This is a genomic window from Collinsella sp. HCP3S3_E5, from assembly GCF_052067635.1.
Lineage (GTDB): Bacteria > Actinomycetota > Coriobacteriia > Coriobacteriales > Coriobacteriaceae > Collinsella.
This window is the reverse complement of record NZ_JBQHQF010000012.1, coordinates 1-19,614: the sequence shown is the minus strand read 5'-3', so window position 1 is coordinate 19,614 and position 19,614 is coordinate 1. Positions and strand designations below refer to the sequence as shown.

Annotated in this window: 19 protein-coding genes and 2 tRNA genes; 18 read left to right on the top strand and 3 right to left on the bottom strand. The window is 60.5% G+C overall.

Annotated elements, in window-relative coordinates:
* Positions 1-9: 9 nt before the first annotated feature.
* The 6 genes from ACTM82_RS05120 to ACTM82_RS05095 all read left to right on the top strand — a co-directional run bounded on the left by ACTM82_RS05120 (position 10) and on the right by ACTM82_RS05095 (position 6,072).
* The gene (locus ACTM82_RS05120; RefSeq protein WP_427726998.1) at positions 10-456 is read left to right on the top strand and encodes a pyridoxamine 5'-phosphate oxidase family protein; all 447 of its coding nucleotides are present in this window, start codon (positions 10-12) and stop codon (positions 454-456) included.
* A gap of 54 nt (positions 457-510) precedes the next feature.
* Complete coding sequence (locus ACTM82_RS05115) at positions 511-921, top strand: pyridoxamine 5'-phosphate oxidase family protein (RefSeq protein ID WP_427718303.1); 411 nt, start codon at positions 511-513, stop codon at positions 919-921.
* A 263-nt stretch (positions 922-1,184) separates the two neighbouring features.
* Positions 1,185-2,255, top strand: coding sequence for an N-acetyl-gamma-glutamyl-phosphate reductase (argC, locus tag ACTM82_RS05110; RefSeq protein WP_427727000.1), 1,071 nt, complete (start codon positions 1,185-1,187; stop codon positions 2,253-2,255).
* Between the two features lie 134 nt (positions 2,256-2,389).
* Entirely contained in the window at positions 2,390-3,658 is a 1,269-nt protein-coding gene (gene argJ / locus ACTM82_RS05105; protein ID WP_441054884.1) for a bifunctional glutamate N-acetyltransferase/amino-acid acetyltransferase ArgJ, read from the top strand.
* 81 nt (positions 3,659-3,739) lie between these two features.
* Positions 3,740-4,720 (top strand): acetylglutamate kinase, encoded by a 981-nt coding sequence (gene argB / locus ACTM82_RS05100; protein ID WP_441054886.1) that lies wholly within the window; start codon positions 3,740-3,742, stop codon positions 4,718-4,720.
* A 68-nt stretch (positions 4,721-4,788) separates the two neighbouring features.
* On the top strand, positions 4,789-6,072 hold the full coding sequence (locus ACTM82_RS05095; RefSeq protein ID WP_441054889.1) for an aminotransferase class III-fold pyridoxal phosphate-dependent enzyme: 1,284 nt from the start codon (positions 4,789-4,791) through the stop codon (positions 6,070-6,072).
* Positions 6,073-6,793: 721 nt separating this feature from the next.
* Here the strand turns inward: ACTM82_RS05095 and ACTM82_RS05090 are convergent.
* The 3 genes from ACTM82_RS05090 to ACTM82_RS05080 all read right to left on the bottom strand — a co-directional run bounded on the left by ACTM82_RS05090 (position 6,794) and on the right by ACTM82_RS05080 (position 9,214).
* A tRNA-Val gene (locus ACTM82_RS05090) sits at positions 6,794-6,869 on the bottom strand.
* 57 nt (positions 6,870-6,926) lie between these two features.
* Positions 6,927-8,795 (bottom strand): asparagine synthase (glutamine-hydrolyzing), encoded by a 1,869-nt coding sequence (gene asnB, locus ACTM82_RS05085; RefSeq protein ID WP_441042422.1) that lies wholly within the window; start codon positions 8,793-8,795, stop codon positions 6,927-6,929.
* 203 nt (positions 8,796-8,998) lie between these two features.
* Positions 8,999-9,214, bottom strand: coding sequence for a hypothetical protein (locus ACTM82_RS05080; protein WP_441054891.1), 216 nt, complete (start codon positions 9,212-9,214; stop codon positions 8,999-9,001).
* Positions 9,215-9,416: 202 nt separating this feature from the next.
* Here ACTM82_RS05080 and ACTM82_RS05075 point away from each other — a divergent pair, with 202 nt between their 5' ends.
* The 12 genes from ACTM82_RS05075 to lysS all read left to right on the top strand — a co-directional run bounded on the left by ACTM82_RS05075 (position 9,417) and on the right by lysS (position 19,372).
* Positions 9,417-10,934: a Mur ligase family protein gene (locus ACTM82_RS05075; RefSeq protein ID WP_441054893.1), complete on the top strand. Its 1,518-nt coding sequence runs from the start codon at positions 9,417-9,419 to the stop codon at positions 10,932-10,934.
* A 130-nt stretch (positions 10,935-11,064) separates the two neighbouring features.
* Entirely contained in the window at positions 11,065-11,976 is a 912-nt protein-coding gene (locus ACTM82_RS05070) for an HAD family hydrolase (protein ID WP_427793596.1), read from the top strand.
* A gap of 53 nt (positions 11,977-12,029) precedes the next feature.
* Positions 12,030-12,914, top strand: a complete 885-nt coding sequence (gene murI, locus ACTM82_RS05065) for a glutamate racemase (protein WP_117769301.1) — start codon at positions 12,030-12,032, stop codon at positions 12,912-12,914.
* Positions 12,915-12,967: 53 nt separating this feature from the next.
* Entirely contained in the window at positions 12,968-13,693 is a 726-nt protein-coding gene (rph, locus tag ACTM82_RS05060; protein ID WP_117799672.1) for a ribonuclease PH, read from the top strand.
* A gap of 142 nt (positions 13,694-13,835) precedes the next feature.
* Entirely contained in the window at positions 13,836-14,477 is a 642-nt protein-coding gene (rdgB, locus tag ACTM82_RS05055; RefSeq protein WP_441054895.1) for an RdgB/HAM1 family non-canonical purine NTP pyrophosphatase, read from the top strand.
* A gap of 3 nt (positions 14,478-14,480) precedes the next feature.
* Positions 14,481-14,927 carry a D-aminoacyl-tRNA deacylase gene (dtd, locus tag ACTM82_RS05050; protein ID WP_117797049.1) on the top strand — a complete coding sequence of 149 codons (447 nt, stop codon included), beginning with the start codon at positions 14,481-14,483 and terminating at the stop codon, positions 14,925-14,927.
* A 114-nt stretch (positions 14,928-15,041) separates the two neighbouring features.
* Complete coding sequence (locus ACTM82_RS05045) at positions 15,042-15,338, top strand: Veg family protein (RefSeq protein WP_118206416.1); 297 nt, start codon at positions 15,042-15,044, stop codon at positions 15,336-15,338.
* A 2-nt stretch (positions 15,339-15,340) separates the two neighbouring features.
* Positions 15,341-16,237: a 4-(cytidine 5'-diphospho)-2-C-methyl-D-erythritol kinase gene (gene ispE, locus ACTM82_RS05040; protein WP_441054897.1), complete on the top strand. Its 897-nt coding sequence runs from the start codon at positions 15,341-15,343 to the stop codon at positions 16,235-16,237.
* 49 nt (positions 16,238-16,286) lie between these two features.
* Positions 16,287-16,363: transfer RNA gene (locus ACTM82_RS05035), tRNA-Pro, on the top strand.
* 112 nt (positions 16,364-16,475) lie between these two features.
* The gene (tatA, locus tag ACTM82_RS05030) at positions 16,476-16,751 is read left to right on the top strand and encodes a twin-arginine translocase TatA/TatE family subunit (RefSeq protein ID WP_195838497.1); all 276 of its coding nucleotides are present in this window, start codon (positions 16,476-16,478) and stop codon (positions 16,749-16,751) included.
* Positions 16,752-16,857: 106 nt separating this feature from the next.
* A complete protein-coding gene (gene greA / locus ACTM82_RS05025; RefSeq protein ID WP_006234960.1) occupies positions 16,858-17,328 on the top strand; it encodes a transcription elongation factor GreA in 471 nt (156 codons plus the stop codon).
* A gap of 79 nt (positions 17,329-17,407) precedes the next feature.
* Positions 17,408-19,372, top strand: coding sequence for a lysine--tRNA ligase (gene lysS, locus ACTM82_RS05020; RefSeq protein ID WP_154514782.1), 1,965 nt, complete (start codon positions 17,408-17,410; stop codon positions 19,370-19,372).
* Positions 19,373-19,614: the final 242 nt, after the last annotated feature.

Below are 19,614 nucleotides of genomic sequence, written 5' to 3'. Positions count from 1 at the left end.
GGGGTCTCTATGACTGACATCGATCGCATGGCTCAGCTCGAGCGCGTCTGCTCGTATCTCAGGCGCATTCCGGCGTGGTATCTTGCCACGACCGATGCAAACGACGGGCATCAGCCCCGCGTGAGGCCGTTTTCGTTTGCCATGGTCGATAACGACAAGCTGTGGTTTTGCACGTCGCGCGACAAGGACGTGTGGGCGGAGTTGAGCAAGAATCCCAAGTTTGAGGTATCGGGCTGGAAGCCGGGGGAGTGCTGGATCGTGTTAACTGGCGAGGCCGCACTCGAGGACGATGCATTCGTGAGTGACAAGGTGCGCCAGACGGGCTTTAAGCATATGGTGGGCATTGGCGAGCAACACGATAGTGCCAACGATGGCCGCCTTGCGTTCTTCTCGGTCCGCAACATCGCCGCGCGGTTCTGCGATATCGACGGCAGCGAAGAGCTCCTCGAGCTTTAATTTCCCAAATTAGCTGCCCATTCCAAAAAGACTGGTCAGATGACAGGAGGAAACGTGGACGGATTGAATACGGTGCTGGAGTATCTGACGTCGGTGCCGGCGTGGTACCTAGCGACGAGCGTGGACGGGCAGCCGCATGTGCGTCCGTTCTCGTTTGCGCAGATTCAGGACGGCAAGCTGTGGTTTGTAACGGCGCGCACCAAAGATGTGTGGCAAGAGCTGCTGCAAAACCAGCGCTTTGAGGCCACGAGTTGGTGGCCGGGCCATGGTTGGTTGATCCTGCGCGGACGTGCGGGTCTGGACGACCGGGCTTCGGATGAAATGCGCGAGGCCGGGTGGAAGCATCTTGAGCGCTTGAGCGAGCACTATGAGGGGCCTAACGATCCCACGCTCGTCTTCTTTAGCGTCGAGGACCCCGAGGCTTTTATCTGCAATCACGACGAATGGGTTCCGGTCGAGCTCTAGGCTGCTCTGGGCGACCCTTAAGTTTGGTATTCCGTATAAGGTGGGCTCTGCATTGGCCAGCAGTATGATGCGCTGCGGCTAATGCAGAGCTCACTTATTTTTTGTCAATTCTTTCAAGCGAATGTGTCGGGTATGTTTCAATGCATGAAGACACAAATTATTTGCGTAAATATGCATTCTCGGGTGCTAAAGTTTCAACCTACCTCATAACGACGGCTGCGGAATGCGCAATGACGCATAAGACCGCAGACAAGGAGTCCGATATGTCTTTAAAGGTTGGAATCGTCGGCGCGGCTGGATATGCCGGTGCCGAGCTTATTCGCCTCGTGCTCGGCCATCCCGAGTTTGAACTTGTTGCCATTACGTCCAACGCCGATGCCGGCCAGCTGCTGTCCGCGGTGTATCCGAGCTTTGCTGGCGTGAGCGATCTGGTTTTCACCACGCATGACGCACCTGAACTCAAGAGCTGCGATGCGGTTTTTCTCGCCGTGCCGCACACGGCTGCCATGGCACAGGTGCCCGCTCTGCTTGCATCGGGTGTCTCTTGCTTTGATCTTTCGGCCGATTACCGTCTGAGCGACGCGTCCGTCTTTGAGACATGGTATGCCGCCGAGCACACGAGCCCCGAGTTGCTCAAGACACGTGCCTTCGGTCTGCCCGAGTTGTTCTGCCAGGACTTAGAGACCGCTGCTTCCAGCCATGCCGCTGGCAGACCCGTACTGGTCGCCTGCGCCGGTTGCTATCCCACCGCAACGAGTCTTGCTGCCGCGCCTGCCGTGCGTGCGGGCTGGGTGGCCCAGAGCGGCCCCGTAGTCGTCGACGCCATCAGTGGCGTGACGGGTGCCGGTAAGTCGTGCAACACCCGCACCCATTTTTGCAGCGCGGACGAGAATCTGGAGGCCTATGGCGTAGGAAAACATCGCCATACGCCAGAAATCGAGCAAATTCTGGGCCTTACCGATCGCGTCGTCTTTACTCCGCACCTGGCACCGCTCAAGCGCGGCCTGCTCTCTACGGTGACGCTGCCGCTCGCAACGCAGGCTCTCGAAGCGCTGACTCTTGAGGATGCCGTCGACCATTACAAGAAGTTCTACGCCGGTCGTACCTTTGTGCGCGTGCTCGATGCCGGCCAGCAACCCAAGACGGCTTCGGTTGTCGGTACCAATGCCGCCCAGATCGGCCTTGCACTCAACAAGCGTGCGGGCGTGCTGGTGGCGACGGGCGCCATCGACAATTTGTGCAAGGGCGCTGCGGGCCAGGCGGTCCAGTGCGCCAACATCGTCTTTGGTTTTGACGAGCGACGAGGCTTGCCCACAGTGGCGTGCCCGGTGTAGCACATTCGATTATTAACGATTTGGTAGTCGGGTATCGAGTTTGGCGCCACTTTTAAGCTGGTCTCATGATTGTGGCTGGCATGGCGCACCAACCGATGCCCATTTTTTGTTTGACATAAGGAGTCGTACAGACGATGAATGCTGAGCAGTTCGATATCAAGATTCACGCCGTCAAGGGCGGCGTAACGGCGGCAGCCGGCTTTAAGGCGGCGGGCATCCATGCCGGATTCCGCAAGAATCCCGAGCGCCTGGATTACGCGCTCGTTGTGCCCGATAAACCCTGTCCCGGGGCCGGCGTGTTTACGACTAACCGCTTTTGTGCGGCGCCCGTGCAGGTAAGCCGTGCCAACCTGGGCGGTACGGACAAGGGCTATGGCATCATCGCCGGTGTTTCAATCAACTCCGGCAACGCGAACGCCGCCACGGGCGAGACCGGCCTTGCCTGTGCGCGCGAGACGTGCAATATCGCCTCGCAGGTCATTGGCTGTGAACCCCAACAGATTTTAGTTGCCTCCACGGGCGTGATCGGACAGATTCTGCCGATCGACACGTTTGAGACGGCAATTCCGTCCGCCTACGAGGCACTCTCTGCCCATGGCGGCGCCGATGCAGCCCGTGCCATCATGACGACCGATACGCATTCCAAGGAGTATGCCGTTCGCTACCGCAGTGAGGCTGTGGGCCATGTGGGCAACGATTATACGGTGGGCGGCATGTGCAAGGGATCGGGCATGATCATGCCCAATATGGCCACCATGATCGCGGTCATTACTACCGATGCCCCCGTCGAGTCGGCGGCGCTCCACACCCTACTGCTCTCGACCGTTAAACAGACCTTTAATAAAGTGACGGTCGATTCCGATACCTCGACCAACGACACCTGTATCATGCTGGCTTCTGGCGCTGCCGCCGCGGATGCCGAGGCCATCGTCGAGGGCACTGACGCCTTTGACGAGCTGGCCTTTGCCGTGCACGAGGTGTGTGAGAGCCTGGCGCGTAACATCGCGGCCGATGGCGAGGGTGCGTCAAAGCTCGTGACGGTTAACGTCACCGGCGCCGCCAACGACGAGGAAGCCGATATCGCCGCCCGTGCCGTCGCCAACTCGCCGCTCGTCAAGACCTGCATCGCTGGCCACGACTGCAATTGGGGTCGCGTTGCCATGGCGCTCGGCAAGTGCGGCGTAAAGTTTAATCAGGAAGACGTTTCCATCGACATGATGGGCATGCCCGTCTGCCGCGATGGCCTGACTGTTCCTTTTGACGAGGACGAGGCCCTGCGACGTTTTGAGGCGCCCGAGATCGTGATTTCGGCCGACCTGGGCGCAGGCGACGCGGCAACGACCGTGTGGACCTGTGACCTCACGCACGAGTACATCTCAATCAATGGTGACTACCGCTCCTAGACTCCAGGCACGCTGCGCATCTCGCCGCGATTGCGGGCAGCGGAGCACAGCGCGATAACGATACGAAAGACGAGGTAGATTATGAAATTCGCACGCGATTGTCGTTCGGGCGAATCCAACGAAGCAACTGCGCAGCTGCTGTTCGAAGCGCTGCCGTGGATTAAAAACCTGACCGGCAAGACGGTCGTTATCAAGTATGGCGGGGCCGCCATGGTAGACGAGCAACTGCGTCGCGACGTGATGAGCGACATCGTTTTGCTCAAGATTATCGGCATGCGCCCCGTCATCGTGCATGGCGGCGGTAAAGCCATCAACGAGGCGCTGAGCCATTACGATATGCCCGTCGAGTTTAAGAACGGCCAGCGCGTGACCACGCCGGCGACCATGGATATCGTGCGCGAGGTGCTGGGCGGCAAGGTTAACCAAGAGCTGGTGGCGGCAATCAACCACCACGGTAACTTGGCCGTGGGCGTATCGGGCAGCGACGCCGGCACGCTCATCGCCGAGCCGCTCGACCCCGAGCTCGGACGCGTGGGCAAAGTGACGCATGTCAACACCGACTACATCGAGAACTTGCTCGATAGCGAGTATATTCCCGTCATCGCTACCGTCGCGGCGGGGGAGGACGGTGGCTTTTTCAATATCAACGCCGACACCGCCGCCGGTGCCGTTGCGGCGGCGCTCCACGCGCACAAGGCGATCTTTTTGACCGACGTCGACGGCCTGTACAAGGACTTTAGCGATAAAGACTCGCTCATCTCCAACCTAACGCTCGACGAGGTTAATGAGATGCTCTACGGTGGCGAGGTCGATAAGGGCATGATTCCCAAACTGCGCGCGGCCGTCGATGCGCTTGTCGGCGGCGTATTTCGCGCTCACATCATTAACGGTACCACGCCGCATTCGCTGCTCCTGGAGCTGCTGACCGATGCCGGCGTCGGCACCGTGATCCACTCTACCGAGACGGCCTACGAATTTGATACGCACCCGCACCCGCTTTCGACCTTTGCGGCGCGCCTGACCGAGAACCTCGACGAGGTCGAGAAGCTCCAGACGGTCTAGCTGGTTAGAAATCGTCACACCGTTACACCCACAGTCCGCGCCACCTGGCGCTTAACGAAAGGCATCTCATGTCACTTGCAGCTCAACAATCGCTCGAATCCCACTACGTTATGCAAACCTTTAGCCGCTCGCCGGTCGAGTTTGTCGAGGGCCACGGCATGAAGCTCACCGGCGACGATGGTCGCGAATATCTCGATTTTCTTGCAGGTATTGGCGTGTGCAGCCTAGGTCATGGCGACCCGGCGGTGCTCTCGGCGCTCGAGGCACAGACCAAAAAGCTCATGCATGTCTCCAATTACTTCTACATCGAGCAGCGCGGCCAGGTCGCGGCGTTGCTGTCCAAGCTCGCCAACGACGATGCGGACGGTGCGCGCGTGCTTGCCGACGCGATTGCCGCTGGCGACGAGACCACGGCGGCGGCGCTTGGCGCTCCGACTGCGGGCGAGCAGGTGTGGGAGACGTTCTTTGCCAATTCCGGCGCCGAGGCCAACGAGGGCTCTATGAAGCTCGCGCGTCTGTACGCCAAACGTGCTGGCAACGGTGGCAACACCATCGTGTGTATGCGCGGCGGATTTCATGGTCGTACGCTCGAGACCATTGCCGCGACCATGCAGGATTGGCTGCAGGAAAGTTTCCGCCCGCTGCCGGGTGGCTTTGTGGCATGCACACCCAACGATGTAGATGAACTGCGTGCAATTTTTAAACAGTTGGGAAGCGAGATTTGCGCTGTGATGCTCGAGCCGATCCAGGGCGAAAGCGGTGTGCATCCCATGACCGGGGAGTTTATGGCTGCGGCGCGCGACTTGGCACACGAGGTGGGTGCCGTGCTTATCGCCGACGAGGTCCAGTGTGGTATTTTCCGCTCCGGCAAGCCGTTCGCGTTTCAGACTTATGGTGTGGAGCCCGATATCATGAGTCTTGCCAAGGGCATCGCCGACGGCGTGCCCATGGGTGCCGTGGTGGCAAAGAAGGAGATTGCCGACGTGTTTAAGCCGGGGGACCACGGCTCGACCTTTGGCGGCAGCTGCTTGGCCGTCGCGGCGTGCGCCGCGACGCTCTCCGCGCTCGTGCGCGGCGATTATGCCGACCATGCTGCCAAGGTGGGTGCCTATATGGAGGCAAGGCTCGCCAGGCTGCCGCATGTTACCGAGGTGCGCGGTCGCGGCCTAATGCTCGGCTGCGATTTGGACGATGCTGCGGGTGATGCGCACGACGTTGTGGCTCGCGCATTGGTGGCTGGTGCCGTGATCAACGCTACGGGTGCACATACACTGCGCTTCCTGCCGCCGCTCGTGTGCGAGGAAGCCGATGTAGACAGCCTAATCGAGATCCTGGCGGGTGTTTTAGCTTAGCGTCATCAGGCATAGCAGTTTGAAGCGGGTTCCAGACCGTCACGTGCCGTTTGGCGCACGATTGGGCGAACTGGAACCCGTTTTGCTATCGATTTACCATGGCTGGGATAGGCCGTGTGCAAACAAAAACGGTCCCCTTGCGAGGACCGTTTCCAATTCAGTGGTGGGCGATGAGGGATGTCCGCGTGCGGCTGGCGCCGCCCGCGTCCCGCTTCGTCGCTCCGCTCCTCGCGTGCTGCGCTGGAAAACGCTTCGCGTTTCCTCAGCTCCGCACCCTTGCGGGTTCGAATCCCTCTGCACTGGGCCCAAAAGGGAAAGGCTCCCATCGCTGGGAGCCTTTTCAATCAAGTGGTGGGCGATGAGGGATGTCCGCGTGCGGCTGGCGCCGCCCGCGCCCCGCTTCGTCGCTCCGCTCCTCGCGTGCTGCGCTGGAAAACGCTTCGCGTTTCCTCAGCTCCGCACCCTTGCGGGTTCGAATCCCATGCAACGGGCGCAAACAAAAACGGTCCCCTTGCGAGGACCGTTTCCAATTCAGTGGTGGGCGATGAGGGATGTCCGCGTGCGGCTGGCGCCGCCCGCGCCCCGCTTCGTCGCTCCGCTCCTCGCGTGCTACGCTGGAAAACGCTTCGCGTTTCCTCAGCTCCGCACCCTTGCGGGTTCGAATCCCATGCACCGGGCGCAAACAAAAACGGTCCCCTTGCGAGGACCGTTTCCAATTCAGTGGTGGGCGATGAGGGATTCGAACCCCCAGCCTTGTGCGTGTAAAGCACCTGCGCTAACCGTTGCGCCAATCGCCCGCGGGAATTGAGTATAGCGGAAACCCTGCGGGGTTCACCGCTAATTCATAACGAAATCTAAGCGGCGACTTCGGTGCCCTTGTTCTCGTCGATAAAGAAGCGCTTGTACCAAATGAGGAACGTCAGCGTGGTATAGATCTTGCGCTGGTTGAGCGCGCGGCCCTCAAAGTGATCGTCGAGCAGCTTCATGAGCGCATCGGTGTCAAAGAAATCGGCAGCCCACGGTGCGGTGAAGTACTCCTTGACGTAGTCGTAGTATTTCTGCTCGCGCAGCCAGAACTTAACTGGCACCGGGAAGCCAACCTTCTTGCGTGTTGCCCACTCATCGGGCAGCGTGCGATTGGCGGCGTGGCGCAGGACAAGTTTGCAGCCCTCTTCGTTGACACGGTAGTTGGCGGGAATATGCTCGGCGAACTCCATGACCTTTTTGTCCAGGAACGGAACGCGGAGCTCCAGGGAGTGTGCCATGCACATCTTGTCTGCCTTGAGCAGGATGTCGCCCGGAAGCCACATGTTCATATCCAGATATTGCTTCTTAGAGAGCTCGCAGCAGTCGGGGACCTGCTTGTAGTACTCTGCGCACATTTCGGAGGCGTTCTTGCCGGTGTCGTAAGCTGGCTTGAGAACCTCGTCAACCTCGGACGGGTCGAACACCTTTGCCTGGCCCACGTACCAGCGCTCGGGGACCTCGGCGCACTTGGTCAGGAAGTTGTGACCCTTAAAGTAGGGGAGATGCTGAACGAGCGAGCCCAGGGCACGGCGCACGCCGAGCGGCACGCGCTTCTTGAAGGATCGCATCTCGGGGGTGTCCTCGTACCACTCGTAGCCGGCAAACAGCTCGTCGGCGCCCTCGCCCGAAAGGACGACGGTAACTTCCTCGGCGGCCATCTGTGCCAGATAGTACAGCGGTACGCTGGAGAGGTTCGATTGCGGCTCGTCCATGTGGTACTGGATATCGGGTAGCGCGTCGAAGAACTCGTCGGCGGTGATCATCTTGCGCACGTTCTTAATGCCAAGCTTGTCGGAAAGCTCGGCGGCGTAGTTGGTCTCGTTGAAGTTCTTGTAGTCAAAGCCGACGGAATACGTGGTGTCGGGCATGAGGCAGGCGGCAATGTAGCTGGAGTCGACGCCGCCGGAGAGGAATGAGCCAACTTTAACATCGGCGATGCGGTGCGCGGCAACGCTCTCGTGCACGACCTTGTCGCACTCGTCCACGTACTCCTCGAAGCTCTTGGAGTTGTCATCGGTAAAGTCGCAGCTCCAGTAGCGCTTGATGTCCATAGTGTTGGTCGTAAGGTCGTACGTAAAGCAATGCGCGGGGGCAAGCTTGAACACGCCCTTAAAGAACGTCTCCTCCGTGGCAGGGAACTGCAGCGTGAGGTAGGGACGCAGCGCGTCGCGGTTGACGGCCTTCTCAAACTTGGGGTGGTCCAGGAAGCTCTTGATCTCGGAGCCAAACAGCAGCGAGCCGTCGGAGGCCCGGTAGTAATAGAACGGCTTGATGCCAAAGATGTCACGGGCGCCGAAGAGCTTGTTCCTGTTCTGGTCGTGAATCACGAACGCATACATGCCGCGCAGGCGGTTGACCAGGTCCTCGCCCCACTCCTCGTAGCCGTGCACCAGGACCTCGGTGTCGGCGTTGCAGTGGAAGACGTAGCCGGCAGCCTCGAGCTCGGCGCGAAGCTCCTGGAAGTTGTAGATCTCGCCGTTGAAGACGATGGTGACCTTGCCGTCATCGCTCGACATGGGCTGAGCGCCAGCCTCGGAAAGGTCGAGAATCGAAAGACGGCGGAAGCCGAGGGCGACGTTATCGACGATGTGCTGGCCACCCATATCCGGCCCGCGATGGATGATGCGATTCATCATGGCCGTGAGAACCAGCTCACTCTGTTCATCTGTACCGGTAAAACCGACAAAACCGCACATGCAAGATCCTTTCTGCTGACGGCTTAGGTGCGCTGCCGCAAGGTTTGCAGCAGTCGATATCAATCAATCCTTACTATCATGCCAATCTTTTGCTTCGTGATGGGGCATAAGCGCCGAGGGGACCGAAAAACCACGGCCCGCACGTTGGGTGAAGCGGCGGGCCGTGACTGCGACGATTGCTGTGTGCGAGAGCGCGAGAGGGGCTAGCGCCTGCCGCGCTTGGCAAGGCGGTGCTCTACCTTGGCGACGACGTGGATGAGCGGAATCGTCACAACCAGATAGTAGGGTGCGGCGCAAATGTAGGGTGTGATGTTGCCCGTGGTGGCCGTGAGGTTTTTGGAGAACAGCATGAGTTCCATGACGCCGACGCTCGAAAACAGCGACGTGTCCTTGTAGAGCATGACAAACTCACTGGTCATCCCCGCATCGCGCGCATTTGTAGGGCGGGGGTTTTGTTATTTCGAATTAACCGTGCGCTGGTCCTTGCAAGTTTTTAGGGTGCTGAGACACTCGCAAGGTCAGGTGGCATATTAGGATGGTTGATAATACAGGGGCGCGACCGGATTCATCTGGGACGGTTTTTGCTCTTTTAAGGTTAGGTTTAGCGAGAAAGGTCGTTATATGTCGGGTGCGACGAAGGAGAAGCTGGCTTTGATGCGCTATGTGGAGCTGCTCGAGGCCGAGGCCCTTGTTGTTTCCAAGCCGGATACTCTTTGCGACCAGCGCATCGAGTTTGCGACCGACGACTCGCGCCAGGTACGTCCGGGCACATTGTTTGTCTGCAAGGGCCGTGCGTTCAAGCCCGAGTATCTGGTCTCGGCGATTGCCGAAGGCGCCGTGGCGTACGTGTCCGAGGTTGATTACGACGTCGATATTCCCGCTGTGATCGTCAACGATATCCGCCGTACGCTCGCTGTGGTGGCGGACGCCTATTACGGTCATCCCTCGGGCAAGGTGAAGGTCTGCGCTTTTACGGGCACCAAGGGCAAGTCGACCTGCAGCTTTTATCTGCGTGGCATTCTTGCCAACGAGGCTAAGCTCACGGGCCGTCATCGACCAGCCCTCAACACGGGTATCGAGTTCGATGACGGTATCGAGGCCGGTCCTTCTAAGCTAACGACCCCCGAGTCCTTCCTTTTGCAGTCGCGTATCGCACATGCCGCCGAGGCGGGCGCTCCGTGGCTGGTCATGGAGGCGTCGAGCCAGGGCCTCAAATACGAGCGTACGGGCAAGATTGACTTTGAAGTGGGCGCCTTTACCAATATCGGTGAGGACCATATCTCGCCGATCGAGCACCCCACGCTCGAGGATTACTTTGCCAGCAAGCTCAAGATTTTTTCGCAGAGCCGCTTTGCCGTGGTCAACCTCGATATGGACCACGTCGACCGCGTGCTCGAGGCGGCGTCCCGCTGCGAGCGCACAGTGACGTTCTCGCTGACCGATGGACGCGCCGACGTGCGTGCGTTGGCCATTCGCAACGGCGATTGCGGCGTGATCGTCACGGTCCGCACGCCGCGCTTTACGCGTGACATCGTGATCCCCACGCCCGTCAAGTTCAACGTGTCCAATGCGCTTGCCGCGATTGCCTGCGCCGAGGCCCTCGGCATTTCCGAAGAGGGCATCGTCCATGGCTTTGAGGGCGTCTTTGTTCCCGGTCGCATGGAGCTCTATCCGTCTGCATCGGGCAAGATTTTGGGCGTCGTTGACTATGCGCACAACGGCATGAGCCTCGAGACGCTTTTGCGCGACCTGCGCGAGAACTATCCCGAGCGCGAGCTGGCGGTTGTCTTTGGTGCAACGGGAGGCAAGGGTGTCGATCGCCGTACTACGATGGGTATCGCTGCCGGCAAGTACGCCGATCGCATCGTGATTACCGAGGATGACCCGGGCCCCGAGGACGTCGAGGACATCTGCGCCGAGATCGCGCGCAATGTCCAGGCGCAGGGAAACGATAGCTGGCAGATCGTGTGCGACCGCGCCGCCGCTATCGAGACGGCCGTGCGCGAGACCGACCGCCCCGCTGTGGTTATCGTGACCGGCAAGGGCGAGGAGGAGTGCATGCTGCGCAAGAACGGACCCGAGCCCTGCGAGCGTGATGGCTCGGTTCTCAAGCGCATCCTTGCGGCGTACGACGCCTAAGCGCTGCTGCCTTTAGGATGGCGTCTACGGATCCTCGACGCCCGATGATGCAGTGCCTCTCAAGCGTGTTCACCTTAGGGAAAACGCGGTACCAAGATTAAGTCTTTTCTACGTAATAAATGGAGTAACCATGTCCCACAACACCCTGCCGACCGTTGCCGAGCTTTCGGGCGAGATGCGCGAGCGCCTTGCCAAGGTCAAGTACGTCTTTACCGATCTGGACGCCACGATGCTCGCGCCCGGCTCGTGCGTGCTGCGCGACAACGACGGCAATCCCTCGACCAAGCTCGTCGAGGCCGTCGTGGCGCTTGCCCGCGCTGGCATCCAGGTAATTCCCACCTCGGGTCGCAACCGCACCATGATCCACGAAGATGCCCGCGTGCTCGGCCTCAACTCCTACATTGGCGAGATGGGTGGCCTGGTCATGTACGACCTCAAGGCCAACGACTGGGAGTATCTGACCGGCGACATGCCTTACGACCCCGCCTGCGGCCTTACGCCGCACCAGGTGATTGAGCAGACCGGCGTGTGCGAGAAGATTCTCGCTCGCTGGCCGCACAAGATCGAGTACCACAACGACATGTCGACTGGCTATAAGTACCGCGAGGTCACCGTCGGCATGCGCGGCGATATTCCCGATGACGAGGCGCAGGCCATCCTCGACGAGGCTGGCTGCGGTCTGGTCTGGGCCTGCAACGGCCACTTGACTCATCTGTCCAAGCCGACGACCCTCGAGCTCGATCGCGTCGAGGACGGTCGTGCCTTTAACATCAATCCGTCGGGTCTCGACAAGGGCGTGGCGGTCGCGCGTTTCTGCGAGCATCTGGGCATCGAGCGCGACGAGACGCTGGCACTCGGCGATTCCGAGTCTGATTTCTACATGGCCGACCACGTGGGCACGTTCTGCCTGGTCGAGAACGGTCTGACCAGCGCCGGCGCGTCCGAGTTTCTTGCGTCCTGCGATAACGCCTTTGTCACGCGTGGCAGGATCGTTGACGGCTGGGCGGCGACGGCGGAGCTGCTCGTCGCGGCCCGTTCATAGCGCAGTGCCGTTACGCTTGGCCATATCTTTTCGAGAGAGAATCTGGTGAGGTAATGTCCGATATCGAGAATCTGGCCGGTGATACGCGCCCCATCGGCGTGTTCGACTCGGGTCTGGGCGGCTTGACGGTTGCGCGCGCGATTGCGACGGCGCTTCCGCACGAGTCCGTCTACTACTTTGGCGATACCAAGCGCTGCCCTTACGGCACCCGCACCGAGGACGAGGTGCGCTCGTTTGCGCTACAGGCGGGGCGCTGGCTTTCGAGACACGACGTCAAGATCATGGTCATCGCCTGCAATACGGCGACGGCAGCGGCGCTTCGCCTGGCTCAGCAGGTGCTCGATGTCCCCGTGATTGGCGTAATCGCGCCGGGCGCGCGTGCCGCCATCAACAGCACCCGCACGCGCCGTGTGGGCGTGCTCGCCACCAACCTCACCATCCGCTCGGGCGCCTACACGCGCGCCATCCAGGACTTGGATGCCGGCGTGGACGTGTATGGCTGCCCTGCCTCGAGCTTTGTCGAGGTTGTCGAGCACGAGCTCGCCTCGGGCGCGCATCTGCAGGAGCAATGGCTCGAGAACGAGGATATTTTTGATACGCCAGCCGTTCGCGCGCTGGTCAACGCCACAGTCGAGCCACTGCACGATCGTGGCATCGATACCGTGGTGCTCGGCTGTACGCACTTTCCGCTGCTGGTGGGCCCCATCCGTCATGCGTTGGGGCCCGGGGTGCGCGTGGTGAGCTCCGCCGAGGAGACCACTCGCGAGCTGACCGATATCCTCACGCGCCGTGAGCAGCTGGCGGGCAACACCGCCGAGCCGCAGCATCGCTTTGCCACCACGTCCGACAACATTGCCGAGTTTGCGGTGGCGGGCAGCTTTATCTTTGGCCAGCCGCTCAAAAGCATCGAGCATGTCGATATCGACGAACTCGGTTAGGCACGCAATGTCGCCGGAGTCTTCGCCACATCTTTTGCCGAAAGGATAGTTCCATGGAATATATGCAGGTCAACCGCGCCAACGGCCGCGCCGCAAACGAGCTGCGTCCCGTTAAGCTCACCCGCGGCGTCATGAAGCACGCCCACGGCTCGTGCCTGGCAGAGTTTGGCGACACGCGCGTGCTGTGCGCCGCCACCATCGAGGAGGGCGTTCCGGGCTGGCGCAAGGGCGCCAAGGCCGGTTGGGTAACGGCGGAATATGCGATGCTGCCGGCGTCGACCGGCAAGCGCTGCAAGCGCGAACATGCCAACCGCAAGGGCCGTTCCATGGAGATCGAGCGCTTGATCGGCCGCAGCCTGCGCACCGTCGTCAACATGAAGGCGCTCGGCGAGTACACCGTTACCGTTGACTGCGATGTGATCCAGGCCGATGGCGGCACGCGTACGGCGAGCATCACCGGCGCCTGGGTGGCGCTGCACGACGCCCTTGCCATGTGGGTCGAGGCGGGCAAGCTCGAGCGCATTCCGCTTACCGGTCAGGTTGCCGCTATTTCCATGGGCGTCGTCGACGGCAACACCCTGCTCGACTTGGATTATTCCGAGGACAGCCACGCCGAGGTCGACATGAACCTCGTCGCCACCGACTCCGGCGAGATGATCGAGCTCCAGGGTACCGGCGAGCAGGCGCCCTTCGACCGCAAGCGTCTCAACGCCCTGCTCGATCTGGGCGACAAGGGCATCGCCGAGCTCATCGAGCTTCAGCGTCAAGCCCTCGCCTAACCTGCCAAAAGGGGATGTTGATTTTGGCAGGTTTAATCTGCGAAAACGCCGAAGTATAAGACTGCCGTTGATTGAGAGGGGAGAGGCCGAGGCCCTCGTCGTCCTCTACACGGCATTGCTATAAGAGACAAGGAGGCCAGCTATGGCACTTGAGAAGATTGACATCGACACTCTCGACCCGGCGGCGACCATTGTTGTGGCCACGGGTAACGCCCATAAGCTCACCGAGATCGAGGCCATTTTGGGCAAGGTCATGCCCGAGGTGCGCTTTGTGGCGCTCGGCCAGCTGGGCGATTTTGAGGACCCCGAGGAAAACGGCACGACGTTTTTGGAGAACGCCATCATCAAGGCGCAGGCTGCGGTCGAGGAGACGGGCCTTATGGCCATCGCCGACGATTCCGGCTTGGTCGTCGACGCGCTGGACGGTGAGCCGGGTGTGTATAGCGCGCGTTATGCGGGCGTACACGGCGATGATGCCGCCAACAATGCCAAACTTCTCGTTAATCTGGAAGGCGTGGCAGACGAGGATCGCACCGCACGCTTTATGAGCGTCGTTGTGCTCATCGACCAAGACGGCCTGGTCACCTATGGCGAGGGTGCCTGCGAGGGCGTTATCGCACACGAGGGCCGCGGCGACCACGGCTTTGGCTACGACCCGCTGTTCCTGCCGGTCGATACGCCGGGCAAGACTATGGCCGAGCTCACAGCGGACGAGAAGAACGCCATCAGCCATCGTTTCCATGCACTCGAGCACCTGTCCGCCAAACTCACGGGCGAGGAGTAGGCCGTGCGTGCGGTGGTGCAGCGCGTGCTCAACGCCGGTGTTACGGTCGACGGCGAGTGCGTGGGCCGCATTGGGCGCGGCTATCTGGTATTGCTGGGTGTGGGCCATGGCGATACGCGTGCCGAGGCCGATAAACTATGGGGCAAGCTCCGCGGGCTGCGTATCAACGAGGACGAGAACGGCAAGACTAACTTGGCGCTTGCCGATGTCGACGGCGAGGTGCTCGTGGTGTCGCAGTTTACGCTGTTTGCCGATTGCCGCCACGGCCGTCGTCCGTCGTTTACGGATGCTGGCGCGCCCGATGTCGCCAACGAGCTTTATGAGTACTTTCTGACGCTCGTCGCCCAGGACGTCGACCACGTGGCGCACGGCATCTTTGGCGCCGACATGAAAGTCGACCTGGTCAACGACGGCCCGTTCACCATTGTCCTCGATACCGACAATCTGTAAGTAGCCTAATTAGCTACTTGCGTGGGGTTGTAACAGGGTGCTATAGTATTAGAGTTTTGTCTATCTTAGGGGTATTATCCCCTTTTTGAATTGCACCTTCTGGAGGCCCTGTTCATGGAAGAGATGGAAGTCAATTACGTCGACGACATCCACGAGAAGCTGACCGATATGGTGGGCGATCGCGTCAAGGTGAAGGCCAACATGGGCCGTACCCGCGTTGTCGAGCGCATGGGTACCATCAAGAGCGTCCACCCGGCTGTCTTTATCGTCGAGGTTGACGAGCGCCGCGGCCGCAAGTCGCGTCAGTCCTACCAGTACATCGACGTCCTTACCGGTCAGGTTGAACTGTTCGACCCCGAGAGCGGCGAGCACATCTTTACTCCGCTCGGCAACCAGCTCGAGGAGCATTAACGGTGACCGATCGGTCCCTCATCCTTACTGCGCCGGCAAAGATTAACCTCTACCTGGGGGTTCATACCGAGCGCGATGCCCGCGGCTACCACAAAGTCGATTCCCTGATGGCAGCTGTCGGCCTAGCCGATACCGTGACGGTCACGCCGGCGCAGGCGTTGACCGTCCAGACGGTTCCGGCATCAGATTTTCCCATGCAAAAGAATACTGCCTACCGCGCCGCCGTCGCCATGGCCGATCATTTCGGGCGCGAGGCAAACGTGTGCGTGACGATTGAGAAGCGCATCCCGCTGTGCGCCGGCCTGGGCGGCCCCTCGACGGATGCCGCGGCGGTTATCGTTGCCCTGGCTGAGCTGTGGGGCATCGACCGCACTGATCCTGCGCTGGACGAGATTGCGCGTGGCATCGGCGCCGACGTGCCGTTCTTTTTGCATGCGAGCCCCGCATTCTACGTGGGTGGGGGAGACGTTCTGGCAACTGAGTACCCCGCGCTTCCTGTGACGCCCGTTGTGCTGGTCAAGCCGCGGGAGGCGAGCGTTTCGACAATTGAGGCCTATCGACGTTTTGACGAGGCCCCGGTGTCCGCGACTGCGCCCGGTGCCATTGCATCGGCTCTTAGCGTGAGTGATGCGAAGATGGCGTATTCGCTCATCCATAACAACTTGGGCGTCATTTCTGCTTTGATGGAGCCGCAGATCCAGGCGGTTCTCGACTGGCTGCGCGCACAGGAGGGAACCGTTGCCGTGGACGTGTGCGGGTCGGGTGCCTGCTCGTTTGCCATTTGCGACACCGCCGCCACGGCCGAAAGGCTTGCCGACGCTGCCCAGCAAAATGGCTGGTGGTCCTGCGCGACTGAGCTTATTCCCAACACGGTTCAAATCGACGCGCCAAAGAAATAAAAAATTCTCTAGCACGCGGCGAAAATCTTTGTTACTATAGTCGAGCTAACGGGTTGTGGCTCAGTTTGGTAGAGCACTGCGTTCGGGACGCAGGGGTCGCTGGTTCAAATCCAGTCAACCCGACCAGAGCATGAGAAGGGACCGCTTCTTGCGGTCCCTTTTTTTAGCTATTGTTGTGATACCGCGATACCCGCGGTATACTCATTCGAGCTTGTCTCGCTGTTTTGTGGAGGTCTACATGTTTGGACTGAGGGCTCCTGAGCTCATCATTATTCTCGTCGTTGTCCTGATTATCTTCGGGCCCAAGAACCTGCCGAAGCTCGGCAAGTCCCTCGGCTCTACCGTCAAGAATATCCGCGAGGGTATGGAGGGCGACGATAAGGACGAGACCAAGCAGGCCGAGGACGTTGTGGTCGAGGAGTCCGAGGAGGACAAGAAGATCGCAGAGCTCGAGGCCCAGCTCGCCGCCGCCAAGAAAAAGAAGGCAGAGGACGGCGACGCGGACGCAGAGTAGTCCCATCCCTTTGGGGTGAGCACCTGACCGGCTTGCCCGCAGGCTAGCCGGTCTTTTTCGTTATGTTGACAGTTGATTGTTACATCATAGTTGGGGAGATATCCGTATGGACGCAAGCCAGATCGTACTGACCGCTGAGGGCCGCCAGAAGCTCGTCGAGGAGCTCGCTTGGCGTGAGGGCGATTACGCCAAGGAGATCGTCGAGGACATCAAGGAAGCCCGCGCGTTTGGCGACCTTTCGGAGAACTCCGAGTACGATGCCGCCAAGGACAAGCAGGCTCAGAATGCTGCTCGCATTGCCGAGATTCAGGCTATTCTCGCCAACGCTCAGGTTGCTGCCACCACGGGCGATCTGACCGTCTCCATCGGTTCCACCGTTTCGCTGATTGATCCCAACGGTGAGGTCATGGAAGTCACGCTCGTCGGTACCACCGAGACCAACTCGCTCGAGCACAAGATCTCCAACGAGTCCCCGGTCGGCCACGCCATCATCGGCCACGGCGAGGGCGACTCCGTCGAGGTCGTTACGCCTTCCGGCAAGACTCGCGTCTACACCATCGCCAAGATCGCACGCTAGACCACGGTCCCGCGTAAAGGTATGTTTTCGCTCCCTGGGACCGAATCCTGGGGAGCGTTTTAGTTTGAGGAGCTAACTTATGGCAGAGAACCAGAACGCCGCCGAGCAGGCATCGACGCTCAACGACGAGCGTGCCACGCGCCTGGCCAAGCGCGCCGCCCTGTTCGAGGCGGGCCAGAACCCCTATCCCGAGCACTCCGAGATCGAGGACTACGTTGCCGACATCGAGGCTAAGTATGCCGATCTTGCCGATGGCGAAGACACCGAGGACGTCGTGAAGATCGGCGGCCGCGTGGTCGCCAAGCGTGGTCAGGGCAAGATCATGTTCATCGTCGTGCGCGACGCAACGGCCGAGATTCAGCTGTTCTGCCGCATCAACGACATGGATGAGGCAGCCTGGAATACGCTCAAGGCCCTCGACCTTGGCGATATCCTGGGTGTGACCGGCGTGGTTGTGCGTACTCAGCGCGGCCAGCTCTCCGTCGCCCCTAAGAGCGCGACCCTGCTCTCCAAGGCCGTTCGCCCGCTGCCCGAGAAGTTCCACGGTCTCTCCGACAAGGAGACCCGCTATCGTCAGCGCTACGTCGACCTGATCGCCAACGACGATGTTCGCGAGACCTTCCGCAAGCGCTCGCAGATCCTCTCCACCTTCCGTCGCTTTATGGAGTCCGACGGCTACATGGAGGTCGAGACTCCCATTCTGCAGACCATTCAGGGTGGCGCTACGGCTAAGCCGTTCATCACGCACTTTAACGCTCTCGATCAGGAGTGCTACCTGCGCATTGCTACCGAGCTGCACCTCAAGCGCTGCATCGTCGGTGGCTTTGAGCGCGTCTTCGAGATCGGTCGTATCTTCCGTAACGAGGGCATGGACCTCACCCACAACCCCGAGTTCACCACGATGGAGGCCTACCGTGCCTTCTCCGATCTCGAGGGCATGAAGGCGCTCGCCCAGGGCGTCATCAAGGCTGCCAACAAGGCCATCGGCAACCCCGAGGTCATCGAGTACCAGGGCCAGACCATCGATCTGTCCGGTGAGTGGGCAAGTCGTCCCATGACTGATATTGTCTCTGACGTGCTCGGCAAGAAGGTCACCATCGACACGCCTGTCGAGGAGCTTGCTGCCGCCGCGCGCGAGAAGGGCCTGGAGATCAAGCCCGAGTGGACTGCAGGCAAGATCATCGCCGAGATTTACGATGAGCTGGGCGAGGACACCATCGTCAACCCGACCTTCGTGTGCGATTACCCCATCGAGGTCAGCCCGCTCGCCAAGCGTTTTGAGGACGATCCGCGTCTGACCCACCGCTTTGAGCTGGTCATCGCCGGCCACGAGTACGCCAACGCATTCTCCGAGCTCAACGACCCGGTCGACCAGGCTGAGCGCTTTGCCGCCCAGATGGCCGAGAAGGCCGGCGGCGACGATGAGGCCATGGAGTATGACGAGGACTACGTGCGCGCCCTCGAGTACGGTATGCCTCCCGCGGGCGGCATTGGCATCGGTATCGACCGTGTGGTCATGCTGCTCACCAACCAGGCTTCCATCCGCGATGTCCTGCTGTTCCCGCACATGAAGCCCGAGAAGGGTTTCCAGTCCGGTGCCGCTGCCGCCAAGGCTGCCGAGGCCGGCAACGCCGCGAGCCCGTTCGTTAAGTCGCTCAAGCCCACGCTCGATTACTCCAAGATCGCCGTTGAGCCGCTGTTTGAGGAGTTCGTCGATTTCGATACCTTCTCCAAGAGCGATTTCCGCGCTGTGAAGGTCAAGGCATGCGAGGCCGTCAAGAAGTCCAAGAAGCTGCTGAACTTTACGCTCGACGACGGTACCGGTGCCGACCGCACCATCCTCTCCGGCATCCACGAATACTATGAGCCCGAGGACCTGGTCGGCAAGACCCTGCTTGCCATCACCAACCTGCCTCCGCGCAAGATGATGGGCATCCCCAGCTGCGGCATGCTCATCAGTGCCATCCACGAGGAGGAGGGTGAGGAGCGCCTCAACCTGATCCAGCTCGACGCCTCCATTCCTGCTGGCGCAAAGATGTACTAATTGGTTCCGCCGTTCTACCGAACGGCGGACCAGCCGACGCTGCGCGCCGCCCAGGGCGACAATTTGTCATTCAAAAGGCAAGGCATGACCAGAAGGTCTATGCCTTGCCTTTTTCATGCCAACTTGTTCGCCCTGGACGTCGCTCGCTCATATGACCCAATCCGCTGTCAAGAGCCACAATGGCCCCGCCGACCGCTTGCAATCGGTCGGCGGGGCCTGCCGTTAACCCGTCCCGGTCCGCC

Bases quoted from the DNA above. Each gene is read 5' to 3' on its own strand.
- ACTM82_RS05080 (WP_441054891.1), bottom strand. From the start codon at position 9,214: ATGACCAGTGAGTTTGTCATGCTCTACAAGGACACGTCGCTGTTTTCG.
- argC (WP_427727000.1), top strand. From the start codon at position 1,185: ATGTCTTTAAAGGTTGGAATCGTCGGCGCGGCTGGATATGCCGGTGCC.
- tatA (WP_195838497.1), top strand. From the start codon at position 16,476: ATGTTTGGACTGAGGGCTCCTGAGCTCATCATTATTCTCGTCGTTGTC.
- argJ (WP_441054884.1), top strand. From the start codon at position 2,390: ATGAATGCTGAGCAGTTCGATATCAAGATTCACGCCGTCAAGGGCGGC.
- lysS (WP_154514782.1), top strand. From the start codon at position 17,408: ATGGCAGAGAACCAGAACGCCGCCGAGCAGGCATCGACGCTCAACGAC.
- ACTM82_RS05095 (WP_441054889.1), top strand. From the start codon at position 4,789: ATGTCACTTGCAGCTCAACAATCGCTCGAATCCCACTACGTTATGCAA.
- argB (WP_441054886.1), top strand. From the start codon at position 3,740: ATGAAATTCGCACGCGATTGTCGTTCGGGCGAATCCAACGAAGCAACT.
- asnB (WP_441042422.1), bottom strand. From the start codon at position 8,795: ATGTGCGGTTTTGTCGGTTTTACCGGTACAGATGAACAGAGTGAGCTG.
- greA (WP_006234960.1), top strand. From the start codon at position 16,858: ATGGACGCAAGCCAGATCGTACTGACCGCTGAGGGCCGCCAGAAGCTC.
- rph (WP_117799672.1), top strand. From the start codon at position 12,968: ATGGAATATATGCAGGTCAACCGCGCCAACGGCCGCGCCGCAAACGAG.
- murI (WP_117769301.1), top strand. From the start codon at position 12,030: ATGTCCGATATCGAGAATCTGGCCGGTGATACGCGCCCCATCGGCGTG.
- ACTM82_RS05070 (WP_427793596.1), top strand. From the start codon at position 11,065: ATGTCCCACAACACCCTGCCGACCGTTGCCGAGCTTTCGGGCGAGATG.
- rdgB (WP_441054895.1), top strand. From the start codon at position 13,836: ATGGCACTTGAGAAGATTGACATCGACACTCTCGACCCGGCGGCGACC.
- ACTM82_RS05120 (WP_427726998.1), top strand. From the start codon at position 10: ATGACTGACATCGATCGCATGGCTCAGCTCGAGCGCGTCTGCTCGTAT.
- ACTM82_RS05075 (WP_441054893.1), top strand. From the start codon at position 9,417: ATGTCGGGTGCGACGAAGGAGAAGCTGGCTTTGATGCGCTATGTGGAG.
- ACTM82_RS05045 (WP_118206416.1), top strand. From the start codon at position 15,042: ATGGAAGAGATGGAAGTCAATTACGTCGACGACATCCACGAGAAGCTG.